Below are 14,306 nucleotides of genomic sequence, written 5' to 3'. Positions count from 1 at the left end.
GAGGGCTAGTCTTCATACGCCCTTCTAGGGCGAACACAAAACCACGTTCTTAGAACGTGGATTTTTACTTACGTTTTCAAAAATCAAAAACGAGCCAAACGCTGTGAGACAACAACGTAGTTTTTTACGTTGGTCCGAAGGAAAGGCATAGCCGCATAAATATCATTTCGCAAAGCATAAGTTCCTTTAGTCATTTCAAACTACGAAATGAAAAGTCACTTAAAAGTAGGGGGGTGTGTAAAAATAATAAGTGCTTTGAATAAATAAAACGTAAATTTCACCTTATTGCACCAGGTTACTTAATTGAAATTTTATATCTTTATGAAACAGCAGTTATTTTATTATCCACTTCAGTCTTATTGTTTGTTAGAACGCCATTTAGTGAAGCATCTATAAGAGTTTCAAAATAAGTAGGTAATGGTTCTTCAATCATATTGTCTAGTCGTAGCTGGATCATTCTTATGACTCCCCCGAAAATTGTTGATGCAGCTACCCATGAGTCGATTTTTCTAAATTCGCCATTTTTCATTCCGGCTTTCACTATATCTCTTATTTTAATAAAGGGTATGGTGTTACAAATCAGGGGTTCATCTGGCACAAACTCAGTGTGTTTTGCATGAAATATGAATGCCATAATGTCGTAATGCGTTTCGGTATATCCACACAATAATCTAATTATTTCTTCGCATTGTTTGGTCGGCGATTGGTGTTCTTTTATTACGTCGTCAACCAGTTCATCCATCTCATTTAAAATATGCTTATACAGCGCTTTAGCTATGCCTTCTTTGCCGCCAAAGTGCTTGTAAATAGAGCCAATACTAACATTCGCCTGCTTTTGAATTTCATGAACAGATACGTTATGAAAACCATTGTTAACAAATAATTCTAAAGCTGCGGTAAGAATTTTGCAGTCGGTAGGTTCTGGAATAGGAGCCTCGCGCTTTAAGTATGGCATGAAAAAGTCCTATCAGAAGTTTAAGAAATAAAACATATTAGAGAAAAAAATATCAAAATGCAATTGACAAAAATGAACATTCATTCTATCTTTGATTTATATCAAATTCAACTAAAGCTAACTTATATATAGCACAAAGTTATTATTTGTTTGTCGCTAGGGAATAAAAAGAGTTTACAAGCAATTATATAAATTCGGTTAGTTTGAAGCAGAATTAGTGGTTAAGTTGCAAAAGTGAAACATACTTTAATAAGGCTTCTCAGCTACTTTGATAGGATGGATTGTTGCTATCTCGCAAGATAATTATGCTGTTTAAATGAGAACAAAATAATACACGTAGTACTACGTATTTAACCATTTTTAGACAGAAGATAGACTGGTTAGAAGAAATTATTTCAATTTTACTTTGGGTAAAAACAATTGGATTTTATGTTGCTGTATTTATTGTATTAACCCTTGGTAGTGCTGAAGTGAAAAGCTTGAATTGTCAACTTGGTGATTAGTAGTTAGAAAGTCTTAATTAAAAGAGTTTGGGATAGTTTTTAGTGAAAACCCATTAGCTTAAGAGTTTTTCTAGTAATACCAGGAAATCAATATTTTTTAACTCTCGGAGGACACTATAAATGAACAATAAAAAAAGTAACAAATTGTTATCTTTAGTAAAAAGAAAGGTGGGTATTGCTGTAGCTGTTTCTACTCTTTTATGCTCAGTTACTGGGTTGGTTTCTACAACGCATGCTGACGAGACTTGTATGTCGCCATACATGGCTAAAATCGTAGGCCAGGAAGATTTTGTTTATATATGGACTCTAGGTGTTGAAGGGCTAGGTGACGGCCAAGACAAGTTAGTTACCGTTGATGTAAATCCTAATTCGCCTAAATATGGAAAAGTAATCGAAACCCTTTCGGTTGGTGGTCGTAATGAGGCGCATCATTCTGGTTTAACAGATGATCGTAAATACCTGTGGGCGGGCGGTTTAGATACAAACAAGATTTTTGTATTTGATGTTCATACTGATCCTGCTAAACCAACCTTAAACAAAGTAATCACCGATTTTGTATCAGCTAGTGGTGGCGTTGTTGGCCCACATACAACTTATGCGTTACCTGGCCGAATGATGGTAACTGGTTTATCAAATAATGCCGATCACGGCGGAAGAACGGCAATGGTGGAATACACCAATGAAGGTAAATTTGTAGCGACTCACTGGATGCCAACGGATGAAAACCTAAATGGTGCGAAAAAATCAGGAAAGTATGCTGATGGTTATGGTTATGACTTACGCGCTTTACCTAGACGCAATGTGATGGTGACATCATCATTTACTGGTTGGTCTAACTACATGATGGACCTCGGTAAAATGGTAAAAGATCCAGAAGCCATGAAGCGTTTCGGAAATACCGTTGTTATTTGGGATTTACATACAAGAAAGCCAAAGAAAATACTAGATGTGCCTGGTGCACCTCTAGAAGTTCGTTGTGCATGGCAGCCAAATCACAACTGGTGTTTAACTACCACAGCCTTAACATCAAAAATCTGGTTAATCTATGAAGATGACAAAGGTGAATGGCAAGCGAAGGATGTGGCAGATATTGGTGATGCATCAAAAATACCATTACCAGTAGATATCTCACTAACATCAGATGATTCAGGTCTTTGGGTGAATACCTTTATGGACGGTAAGACACGTTACTTTGATCTTTCTGATATCAATGCGCCTAAGCAAACTTATGAGAAGCAAATCGATAAACAAGTCAATATGGCGTCTTCTAGCTGGGATGGAAAGCGAGTTTATTACACCTCTTCATTGTTAGCGAACTGGGATAAGAAAGGCGATGATAATTCACAGTACTTTAAAAGCTATGTTTGGAATGGAAAAGAGCTGGATGAAAAATTCAGTATCGATTTCAATGCCTTAAAATTAGGTAGAGCTCACCAAATGCGTTTCGGAGCCTATTCTTTATATAGCAAAAAGAAGCCAGAAATGAGCGAGGTGAAAAAAGTCGCTAGTATCGTAGAGTAATAACAAGTCTCCTAGTGCCTCATAATCTTTGAGGTATTTTGAATCGGTTTTGTCCTAGTGGCAAAACTGATTCGCTTTAGTAGCTATCAGTAATAGTAATAATCAAGGTGTTAGACAATGAAAGTATTTAGTGTGGGGGTAATTCTGTTTGGTTGTTTCCTTGCTATGTTTGAGACTAGTGCTACATCGCTTGAGAACAATTCGACATCAAAAACAATTGAAACTATTCCATTGGCTCCGGGTTTCGGTTCTTTAGGCTATAAGATGGCCGCCGCAGGAAGTTATAAACTTCCGCCATTGGGTGACGCAGCAGACGGTAAAATTCTTGATGAACAGGGGCGTGAAGATACGTTACATAATATTTACAAGGGTAAATATACGCTGTTGAGCTTTATCTACAGCAACTGTAAAGATGTCAATGGATGCCCTTTAGCTTCATTTGTCTTCTATAAACTGAAAACCCTAATGAAAAAAGATCCTGAGCTTGCGGATAAATTACGTTTAGCCAGTCTTAGTTTTGATCCCGAACATGATTCTCCTGAAGTAATGCGTCTATATGGTGCTAATTTTAAATTTGCAGGTGACAAGGGAGAATGGCGTTTTTTAACCACGCCATCACTAGCTGCACTCGACCCGATCCTGCAATCTTACAATCAGGATATTCAGCGTGAGATGAGTGTCAACGGCGAAGAAACGGGTGACATATCACATATTTTAAGAGTGTTTCTAGTCGATCCGAAATTAAAAGTTCGTAATATTTATAGCTTAGGTTTTTTACATCCCGAAGTCATATTGGCTGATATAAAAACACTCATTCTCGAAGATGATGCTTATAAAATTTCGAGTAATGATGAGCCAGACCAAGATCACCTAGCTCCTATTTTATCTGTTCCAGGTGATGATAAAGATGGCTATGAAACAGGTAGTTACACAACCAGAAGTAAATCTATAACTGCTCGCCGTGGTGCAAAGGCTGATTTATTAGCGTTAGCAAAAAATCCACCACTAGGGTTACCCGCAGTTCCTGAGCCAGAAACCAATCCGTTAACGGCTGAAAAAATCGAGCTTGGTCGAAGGTTGTTTTTTGATCGCAGGTTGTCTTTTAACGATACTTTTTCTTGCGCAATTTGTCATATACCAGAGCAAGGCTTTGCCAATAATGAACTGGCGATGGCGATAGGTATTGAAGGTAGAAGTCACAGGCGTAACTCTCCGACCCTTTATAACGTAGCCTATAACACCAGCTTGTTTCATGATGGGCGCGAGGAAACGTTGGAGCAACAAATATGGGGACCACTTTTAGCTCATAATGAAATGTCTAATCCATCTGTTGGCTATGTGATTAATAAAATTAAAAAAATGCCGGACTATAAAGGTCTGTTTGAAAAAGCATTCGATGGTGGCGGCGTAAATATGAGAAATCTGGGTAGGGCATTAGCTGACTATCAGAGGACATTGGTATCTGCTGACTCTTCGTTTGATCGTTGGTACTTTGGAAAACAAGAAGATGCACTAAGCAAAAAAGCACAACGCGGATTTCAGATTTTTTCCGGTAAAGGCAGGTGCAGTACCTGTCATACAATCAGTGACAAACATGCGTTGTTTACTGATCAAAAAATGCATAACACCGGAATTGGTTATAACGAAGCAATGGGAATAAAGCCGGCTAAAGAAAGGGTTGTTCTAGCACCAGGCGTTTTTGTTGATGTCGATACAGCGATTATAGATTCAGTGGGTGAAAAGAAAGCCGCGGATACCGGTTTATACGAAATAACACAAAACCCAGACGACCGCTGGAAGTATAAAACGCCAAGTCTACGCAATGTTAATTTAACTGCGCCTTATATGCACAACGGGTCATTGCAGACATTGAACGATGTTGTCAGTTTTTATAATAAAGGCGGAGTAGCAAACGACCTTTTAGATCCTTTGATCACACCATTAAATCTATCCGATCAAGAACAGAGCGATCTAGTCACTTTTTTACAAGCGTTAACCGGTAGTAATGTGGATACGCTGGTTTCGGATGCGTTTGATGCACCCATTGGAGACCTTACTAATAGCGACCCAAATTGGGCGCACGGAAGAAGTGAATATTAGTGAGTAAAATACTAAAACAATTAAAGATAGTAGGGCTTGTATTGCTTTTGGCGTTAACGCTGCAATCAAATTCTGCAATAGTTTATGCTGGTGAAAAATCTAATGTGGGTGGTGATTTCACACTAACTGATCATAATGGCAAGAAATTTGAGCTGCAGCAATTACGTGGCAAGTTGGTCCTCATTTTCTTTGGCTATACTTTTTGTCCTGATATCTGCCCAACTGAGTTATCTTCATTAGCCAAGGTGTTAAGATCACTTGGAGATGATGCAGAAAAGGTAAGTGCATTATTTATTTCCGTAGATCCAGAACGAGATACCCCCGATAAATTGAAAAATTATGTGCCTTTTTTCAGCCCTAATTTGATTGGGCTTACCGGTAGTGAAAGTGAGATTAGTGCGGTTGCAGATGCTTATCGGGTACAAACCAAAATTCATTCAAAGAAAAAAGACAGTGAGTATTATTTGGTAGATCATTCTGCTAATTTATATGTGCTTGGGGCCGATGGCAAAATGTTAAACATCATACCTTTTGGACTACCAACTGAGCATATTCTGCAGGTGGTAAAAAACGAAATAAATCATCTTAATAAACTATAGTCTTCGAATAGAAGGCTTATATAACTAGTAATACTAAGCAAAACATTACAACAAAACTACACAACATTTTAAATAAGGAGAATCATTCAGATGAAATGTAAAGCAGCAGTAGCGTGGGAACCAAAAAAGCCTTTAGTCATAGAGGAAGTAGAAGTAATGGGGCCAAAAGAGGGAGAGGTTCTTCTTAAAGTAATAGCATCTGGCGTATGTCATACAGACGCATTTACGCTTTCAGGTGATGATCCAGAAGGCTCATTTCCTTGTATTTTAGGGCATGAAGGTGGTTGTGAAGTTGTTGAATTAGGCCCCGGGGTTAAGGACCTGGAGGTAGGTGATCACGTTATTCCACTTTACATCGCTGAGTGTGGTGATTGTGAATACTGTAATTCAACCAAGTCGAATTTATGTCAGACAATTGCTGGCACAATCTGGACAGGTTATATGCCGGATGGCACACGTCGTTTCTCACAAGGTGGCAAAGACATTTTCCATTATATGGGATGTTCAACATTCTCTGAGTACACCGTTGTTCCAGAAATCGCATTAGCAAAAATCAACAAAGCAGCACCGCTTGATAAAGCGTGTTTGTTAGGTTGTGGTGTGACAACAGGAATCGGTGCTGTACTAAATACAGCGAAAGTTGAGCCAGGTTCTACTGTAGCGGTATTTGGTTTAGGTGGCATCGGTCTTTCATGTATTCAAGGTGCAGTAATGGCTGGCGCGACGCGCATTATCGGTATCGATATTAACCCTGATAAATTCGAATTCGCGAAGCAGTTAGGTTGTACTGATTTTGTTAATCCTAAAGATCTTCCTGAAGGTGGTTTTGTTGAGTACATGCAGGACACGTTTAATGGTGGTCCAGATTACTCATTCGAATGTATCGGTAATGTTCATGTAATGCGTGATGCGCTTGAATGTACACACATGGGCTGGGGTAAGTCAGTGGTAATCGGTGTAGCTGGCGCTGGTCAGGTTATTCAAACTCGTCCATTCAACTTGGTTGTTGGTCGTACCTGGATGGGAACGGCATTTGGTGGCGTTAAAGGTAGAACAGAACTTCCGGGTTATGTTGATCGTTATATGGCAGGTGAGATCGAGCTGGATAGTTTGGTTACTCACAAGATGCCATTAGAAGACATCAATAGAGCATTTGATTTAATGCATAGTGGCGAGAGTATTCGTTCTGTTATTGAGTTTTAACTGAATCAATAAAAAAGTGCCTAGCCGAGGTGTAGCCGAGACAATGTTGGAGCACAGCGACGACAGCCCAGAGGGTGAGGTTTTCATTAGATAAAACAAAAAACCTCATAAAAGTAGGGGGGTGTCATTATTATTAATTGGCATCCTCCTATTTGAGTATCAAATACAAAAAAGAAGGAAATAGAATAACTATGTCTATTCAAGAAACTGAAAGCGTAAAAGAGTTTGGCGGATGGCTTAAACGTTACACGCATGAATCATCAAGCTGTAATTGTGAGATGACTTTCTCGGTTTATCTGCCACCTTTAGCAGAAACAGAAAAAGTACCTGCTGTGTACTGGTTATCTGGCCTTACCTGCACTGACGATAACTTTCGTACTAAAGCTGGCGCACAGCGTTACGCATCAGAATTAGGAATTGCATTAATCATTCCGGATACTAGCCCGCGCGGTGATGATGTACCTGATGAAGAAGATCGTTATGATCTTGGAAAAGGTGCTGGTTTTTATGTCAATGCGACACAAGAGCCATGGTCAAAAAACTACCAAATGTATGATTATGTTACCAAAGAACTGGTTGAATTAGCTGAAGAAAACTTCCCGATTATTCCAGGTGTGCGTTCGGTCACAGGGCACTCAATGGGTGGTCATGGTGCGTTGATTTGTGCCTTTAAAAATGCCGGAATGTATAAATCTGCTTCAGCGTTTGCACCCATTTGTAATCCTGTTAATTGCGGTTGGGGTGAAGGTTGTTTCAGCGCTTATCTAGGTGATGATAAAGATAAATGGGAAGACTACGATGCAACGAGTTTAGTCAAACATGGAGCAGAAAAACTCCCAGTGTTAATTGATCATGGATTAGATGATGAGTTTCTTGCTGAGCAACTGCATCCTCAAAATTTGCTCGATGCCTGCGAAGCTGCTGATTTCCCTATCACATTAAGAATGCAAGATGGTTATGATCATAGCTATCATTTTATCTCTACATTCATTGGTGAGCATCTAGCTTTTCATGAAAAACAGTTAAGAAGTTAAATAGTAAACAATACTATTTCTAATATTTTTTATATTTGATTAATCACCACAGTCTTATGGTGATTAATCAGACTGTTATGTTCGCAATCAAAACATAAATTGAATTGTCATTAGCTATAGTCAGTTATGGATATGTCAGTTCTGCATGTTTATACATATTACATGTTTATACATATTAGAAATGTCGATAGGTCAGACTAATAAACACATTTTTAACGAATTTCAGCTTTTGCAAAGGCATAGAAGTAAATGAAAAAGAGAAAAAACATCAAAAGAAGAGGGCGTCCTTTATCTAACGAGGCGTTACTAGACGTTCAAGCTCTTATAAAAGACATGCCTTTGCAGCGTGATTTATTGATTGAGTATCTGCACCTGATTCAAGATAAATATCAGTGTCTTGCCGTAGAACATCTGCATGCACTGGCTACTATCTTAAAAATCAGTCAGACGGAAGTATACGAAGTTGCAAGTTTTTATCACCATTTCGATATCGTCAAAGAAGGTGATCAAAAACCGGCTAGTCTTACCGTTCGGGTTTGTGACTCTGTTAGTTGCGAATTGGCAGGTGCAGAAGAGTTAGTCGCAACTCTGGAATCAGCCATAGGTAAAGAAGTACGTGTGCAACGCGTGCCCTGTGTCGGTCGTTGTGAATCTGCGCCGATTGCTGTTGTGGGAACAAATCCAGTGAGTCAGGCCACTACAGAAAAAGTGATCGATGAAGTTAAAGCGGGGAATACATCTGATTCTGCTCCAGAAAATGCAATTCGTTACGATAATTATGTGAAAGATGGCGGCTATGAATTATATAAAAGAGTGGTTGAAAAAGAGCATCATCACGAAGATATCCTAGCCGCTAAAGATGACTCTAAGTTACGTGGATTGGGTGGTGCAGGATTCCCGGTTGGACGTAAATGGCGCATTGTTAGAGATCAGCCAGCCCCTAGACTCATGGCAGTCAATATCGACGAAGGTGAACCCGGTACATTTAAAGATCGCTATTATTTAGAGCGTGATCCACACCGTTTTTTTGAAGGCATGTTAATCGCTTCTGAAGTCGTAGGAACAGCGGCTATCTATATTTATTTGCGCGATGAATATGCAGGCTTACGAGAATTACTCGAACAAGAATTAGCCGTTATAAAAGAAAAACTTCCAGACGTACCCCCAATCTATTTGCGCAGAGGTGCGGGTGCATATATTTGCGGTGAAGAGTCGGCAATGATCGAATCTATTGAAGGTAAACGAGGCATGCCACGTTTACGTCCACCCTATCTGGCAGAGGTTGGCTTATTTGGTCGTCCGACACTTGAGCACAATATGGAATCGCTTTATTGGGTGCGTGAAATAGTGGAAAAAGGCGCAGACTGGTTTATCTCTCATGGTCGCAATGGTCGTCAAGGTTTGCGCTCTTTTTCAGTGAGTGGACGGGTTAAAAATCCTGGAGTGTACTTGGCACCGGCGGGCATCACCTTGCGCGAATTAGTCGATGAATATTGTGGTGGAATGTTGGATGGGCAGGAACTCTATGGCTACTTCCCAGGTGGTGCATCAGGAGGGATTTTACCCGCAAGTAAAGCAGATATACCGCTTGATTTTGACACCTTGAATGAACACGGTGCTTTTATTGGTTCAGCTGCGCTGATTGTGTTTTCTGATCAAGATTCTGCACGTGAAGTCGCAACTAATGCGATGAATTTTTTCCGTCATGAATCATGTGGTCAGTGTACGCCGTGTCGTGTTGGTACAGAAAAAGCGATGAAACTGATGCAACAGGATGAATGGAATACGGATTTGATGGGTGAATTATCGACGGTGATGATGGATGCATCTATTTGTGGTCTGGGTCAGGCAGCACCAAACCCTATGGATTGTGTGATTAAGTATTTCCCAAATGAAACAAAAAAGGGTTTTGATAAAAAAAGCCCTAAAAGTGGGGGGGTGACATCATGAGTTCTACTTCTAGCCATACAATCACCGAATTCCAGTTAAACGGTAAAACAGTCAGCGCAAACCCAGGTGAAACCATATTGAAAGCGGCGCAACGCCATGGTGTTGAGATACCCCATCTCTGTTACAAAGATGGTCTGGAAGAAGTGGGTAACTGTCGATCCTGCATGGTTGAGATTGAAGGTGAGCGAGTATTAGCTCCATCCTGTTGTCGTTATCCTAGCGCGGATATGAAAGTATCATCAGATAATGATCGAGCTGTAAATGCACAGAAAATGGTATTGGAATTACTCAATGCTGATATGCCAGAAGAACAGTACACACTCAATAACGAACTTCAACAGTGGTCGCAAAAACTTTCCGTTCAACCTTCTCGTTTTGAATCACGAGCCAAAGTTGAATATGATTTTTCACACCCGGCTATTGGTGTAAACCTTGATGCCTGTATTCACTGTACGCGTTGCTTGCGTGCGTGTCGTGATGTCCAGGTCAATGATGTTATTGGCTTGGCAAAACGCGGTGGCGAAACCAAAATTGTCTTCGATGTAGACGATGCGATGGGTGAGAGTACCTGTGTCGGCTGTGGCGAATGTGTGCAAGCCTGTCCGACAGGTGCGTTAATGCCTGCTAATGGCGTCGGTATGATTGTGCCAGATAAGAAAGTCGATTCGGTTTGTCCCTATTGTGGTGTTGGCTGTTTGCTGACTTACAATGTTAAAGACAATAAAATCCTACATGTCGAAGGACGAAATGGCCCCGCTAATGAAGGGCGTTTGTGTGTAAAAGGTCGTTATGGCTTTGATTATATTCACAGTCCGGAACGCCTTACTGTTCCTTTAATTCGTCGTGATGATGTGCCAAAAACAGACTTACTGGATTTTGATCCAAGCAAGCCTTTAGATATTTTCCGCGAAGCAACGTGGGATGAAGCACTCGATTTTGCCGCAGATGGTTTAAAGAAAATCATCGAGAAAGACGGGAAATATGCACTCGCAGGATTAGGTTCTGCTAAAGGTAGTAACGAAGAAGCATATATCTTCCAAAAGCTCATTCGTACCGGCTTCCAAACCAACAACGTCGATCATTGTACGCGCCTTTGTCATGCATCTTCAGTGACTGCAATGCTGGAAGGTTTTGGTTCGGGTGCGGTTTCAAACCCAATGGCTGATGTGACTAAATCTGATGTGATTATTATTATCGGCGCCAATCCGACCGTTAATCATCCGGTGGGTGCGACGTGGATGAAGAATGCCATTAAGAATGGTACGAAGTTGATCTTAATGGATCCTCGTGGTTCAGATATGAAGCGACACGCGGCTCAGCATGTGCAATTCAAACCATCATCAGATGTAGCATTACTCAATGCGATGATGCATGTGATTGTCAATGAAGGGCTGACCGATAAAGAATTTATAGAAACCCGTACGGAAGATTTCTTAAAACTAAAAGAACATCTACAGGATTATTCGCCTGAAGACATGTCGTCTATTTGCGGTGTCAGTGCAGAACAAATTCGTGATGTTGCACGTATGTATGCAACCGCAAACAATGCCATGATTTTATGGGGTATGGGCATCTCACAACATGTACATGGCACCGACAATGCACGATGTTTGATTTCACTGTGTATGATTACAGGGCAAATTGGTCGTGATGGCACTGGCTTGCATCCCTTACGTGGACAGAATAATGTGCAGGGTGCATCAGATGTTGGTTTGATTCCGATGGTATTCCCTGACTATCAACCAGTGACACTCGAAAAGAATCAAGATCGATTTAGAAAACTCTGGAATGTGGAATCGCTCGATGACAAACCAGGTATAACCACTGTCGAGATGATGAATGCTGCATACGATGGAGCCATCAAAGGTATGTATGTAGAAGGTGAGAACCCAGCCATGTCTGATCCAGATGTATTACATGCGCGTGAGGCAATGGCAAAATTAGAACATTTTGTGGTGCAAGATTTGTTCCTTACAGAAACGGCATTCTATGCGGACGTTGTGCTTCCCGCTGCGGCAAACCCAGAAAAAACAGGGACTTATAGTAACTCTGATCGTGCTGTACAAATGGGACGTCAGGCTATTACTCCTCCTGGTGATGCAAAACAGGACTGGTGGATTATTCAGGAAGTTGCGAAACGCTTAGGTCTGGATTGGAACTACCAGGGACCTAAAGATATTTTCAATGAAATGCGACAGGCAATGGATTCTATTGCAGGCATTACCTGGGAGCGTTTAGAAAACGAAAGTGTGACTTATCCATGTGAGAACGAAGGAGATGCTGGCGAGCCAGTCATATTCAAGAATGATTTCCCAACAGCCAGCGGAAGAGTGAAACTAGTTCCTGCGGATATCGTTCCTCCAGATGAGCAACCTGATGAAGAATACCCCTTTGTACTTATCACAGGTCGACAATTAGAACATTGGCATACGGGCAGTATGACTCGTCGGGCAACGGTATTGGATACTTTGGAACCAGAACCATGGATCTCGGTGAATATGCGTGATGCCTTGAAATTAGGTTTAGATGACGGCGATATGCTCAAGCTCGAAACCAGACGTGGAGAGCTTCAAGCGAAAATCAAGATTACCGATAATTCTCCGGTAGGAACAGTATTTATGCCATTTTGTTATTTTGAAGCGGCAGCCAATGTACTGACAAATGCAGCATTAGATCCAGCAGCTAAAATTGCAGAAGTGAAGTATTGTGCGGTGAAATTATCGGCAGTTAACTAAAAAAAGTGCCCTAAAGTAGGGGGGTGTGTTATTTAATCGTATTTAACGCATTGATAACTATGAATTTAAAATACAATTAAAAACGCAATAAAAAACCTATCTAAATAGATAGGTTTTTTTCATATTTGATAATTGAAGACGGAATTTCTCTAATCACATAATGTTTCATATTGGCAATAAATAAATACATCGGGGTGTGATTATATTCATTCAAAAAATGTTAATTAGAGAAACTCCGAAGCTAGTTTGAGATTTAAAAAATCATTCCCAATGCACCCGATAACCATAGTGCAACAACGATTATTACAGTACCGCTAATCATTGCGGTCATAAATACCATTGAGTTGTTTCCACCTTCTTTATTCGACATTTCTACTCCTCCTCTGTTATTAATTAATCTAAATTAAGTCGTTTAGATATTTTGCTAATGTGTTTTATGTAGATCTAACAATTCAATTAAGTTGGTCCTTACGGTTCTGTCGCCATTGACTAGATAACGTCTTAGAGCACTTGCACCCTCAATCATAAATAACTGTTCTGTTTTATCTTTTTGCGGTTCTGATAAACGCTTTATACTTTTATTCACTTCATCGTCATTTTCGTCAAAATGGGCTGATAGCATCTTATGCAGTAATACTTTAGAGTTCTCGGTATTTAAATCATCGTAAGAAGCTATGTACCGAATGGCTCCATAGATATAACATTGTATTAACTGACCGGTCTTGGCTTTGTTTTTTGATTCTATAGCTTTCTCCTGGCCCTTTAGTGCCAAGGAAATAAAAGGATCTAAAGCGAGTGCTGAATGATCCAGTTGAGCGGTTGTGTTTTTTAAAGGCCAGATCATAATTTGCTCTTTTAATCAGTAATCGTCTATAACGACAGAATTTAACTGTTTGTTTTGGATGTCACCTAATTTAGGTAATAAGTCATAGGCGATAATGTTTTGCCCGGAAAAACTTTTACGTGTTCGTATCAAGTCAAACCATCGTTTAATATTGCTATGTTTATCGATGAAATCAGCTTGGCTGGCTTCATATAAAAGATGGATATAGGCTGACCAATGAATATCGGCAAACGAATATTTCCCAATGATATATTCGTTATTTGCTAGTTCATTATCTAAAGCTACTAATGGTGCTGATAATGCAGCAAGAGCCTGTTGAATAACATTTTCGTCAGGGCCGATATTACTCAATGGGGCCAGTACTACTTGTTGAACGATGGCATCAACATGTGGTCCAACATCTGAACAAGCGATGTCCGACCAGTAATTTTGTTTAGCTAAAAGTCCAACATTATTCGGAGGTAATCTTGTTCCTAAACCCCGGGCTTCTATATAACTCATGATTCCTAAAGCACCGGAAACATAGTAATCAGCTTCTTTTAGGATAGGTAACATATCAAACGGTGATAGCTGATTGTATTCATCGTTTTTGACGTTTGAATCAAGAATATCCAGTACTGCAGAATCAGTTTCTAAACCCATTTCTACAGCGGTGATTAAACATTTAATAGTGTCAGCATGCCCCGGAAAACCGAGCAACTGCAAGACGTATTGGGTCTTTTTCATATCTCCAGCAGAGCCATAACTGACATCAGAATTTTCAGCTGCTCTACCAAATGCAAATAACTCACTCATTTGATAACTCTCTTTTCTTTTTTAATAAAATATTTGATATTTACTTATCTACCCTTTGTATTTCTAA

General features: G+C 40.0%; 10 protein-coding genes. 7 read left to right on the top strand and 3 right to left on the bottom strand.

Annotated elements, in window-relative coordinates; all coding sequences use genetic code 11:
• Nucleotides 1–319: 319 nt before the first annotated feature.
• Complete coding sequence (locus Q1A31_RS18690) at nucleotides 320–955, bottom strand: TetR/AcrR family transcriptional regulator (protein ID WP_299880533.1); 636 nt, start codon at nucleotides 953–955, stop codon at nucleotides 320–322.
• Between the two features lie 623 nt (nucleotides 956–1,578).
• Between Q1A31_RS18690 and Q1A31_RS18685 the strand changes: the two genes are divergently transcribed.
• The 7 genes from Q1A31_RS18685 to fdhF all read left to right on the top strand — a co-directional run bounded on the left by Q1A31_RS18685 (nucleotide 1,579) and on the right by fdhF (nucleotide 12,600).
• On the top strand, nucleotides 1,579–2,979 hold the full coding sequence (locus tag Q1A31_RS18685; protein ID WP_299880530.1) for a selenium-binding protein SBP56-related protein: 1,401 nt from the start codon (nucleotides 1,579–1,581) through the stop codon (nucleotides 2,977–2,979).
• A gap of 117 nt (nucleotides 2,980–3,096) precedes the next feature.
• Nucleotides 3,097–5,079 (top strand): cytochrome c peroxidase, encoded by a 1,983-nt coding sequence (locus tag Q1A31_RS18680; protein ID WP_299880527.1) that lies wholly within the window; start codon nucleotides 3,097–3,099, stop codon nucleotides 5,077–5,079.
• Nucleotides 5,079–5,678: an SCO family protein gene (locus tag Q1A31_RS18675; protein ID WP_299880524.1), complete on the top strand. Its 600-nt coding sequence runs from the start codon at nucleotides 5,079–5,081 to the stop codon at nucleotides 5,676–5,678. Before Q1A31_RS18680 ends, Q1A31_RS18675 begins: the two co-directional genes overlap by 1 nt.
• 90 nt (nucleotides 5,679–5,768) lie before the next feature.
• A complete protein-coding gene (locus Q1A31_RS18670) occupies nucleotides 5,769–6,881 on the top strand; it encodes an S-(hydroxymethyl)glutathione dehydrogenase/class III alcohol dehydrogenase (RefSeq protein ID WP_299880521.1) in 1,113 nt (370 codons plus the stop codon).
• Nucleotides 6,882–7,072: 191 nt separating this feature from the next.
• The gene (gene fghA, locus Q1A31_RS18665; protein ID WP_299880519.1) at nucleotides 7,073–7,915 is read left to right on the top strand and encodes an S-formylglutathione hydrolase; all 843 of its coding nucleotides are present in this window, start codon (nucleotides 7,073–7,075) and stop codon (nucleotides 7,913–7,915) included.
• A 249-nt stretch (nucleotides 7,916–8,164) separates the two neighbouring features.
• The gene (locus Q1A31_RS18660; RefSeq protein WP_299880516.1) at nucleotides 8,165–9,865 is read left to right on the top strand and encodes an NAD(P)H-dependent oxidoreductase subunit E; all 1,701 of its coding nucleotides are present in this window, start codon (nucleotides 8,165–8,167) and stop codon (nucleotides 9,863–9,865) included.
• A complete protein-coding gene (gene fdhF / locus Q1A31_RS18655; RefSeq protein ID WP_299880513.1) occupies nucleotides 9,862–12,600 on the top strand; it encodes a formate dehydrogenase subunit alpha in 2,739 nt (912 codons plus the stop codon). The genes Q1A31_RS18660 and fdhF overlap by 4 nt, the downstream gene beginning before the upstream one ends.
• 424 nt (nucleotides 12,601–13,024) lie before the next feature.
• Here fdhF and Q1A31_RS18650 read toward each other — a convergent pair whose 3' ends face one another.
• Nucleotides 13,025–13,444, bottom strand: a complete 420-nt coding sequence (locus tag Q1A31_RS18650) for a hypothetical protein (protein WP_299880511.1) — start codon at nucleotides 13,442–13,444, stop codon at nucleotides 13,025–13,027.
• Nucleotides 13,445–13,459: 15 nt separating this feature from the next.
• The gene (locus Q1A31_RS18645) at nucleotides 13,460–14,239 is read right to left on the bottom strand and encodes a glutathione binding-like protein (protein WP_299880508.1); all 780 of its coding nucleotides are present in this window, start codon (nucleotides 14,237–14,239) and stop codon (nucleotides 13,460–13,462) included.
• Between the last annotated feature and the right edge of the window lie 67 nt (nucleotides 14,240–14,306).

Origin of the sequence: uncultured Cocleimonas sp., from assembly GCF_947495625.1 — a bacterium.
GTDB lineage: Bacteria > Pseudomonadota > Gammaproteobacteria > Thiotrichales > Thiotrichaceae > Cocleimonas.
The sequence above is the reverse complement of the archived record's forward strand: the minus strand, read 5'-3'. Positions and strand labels throughout refer to the sequence as shown.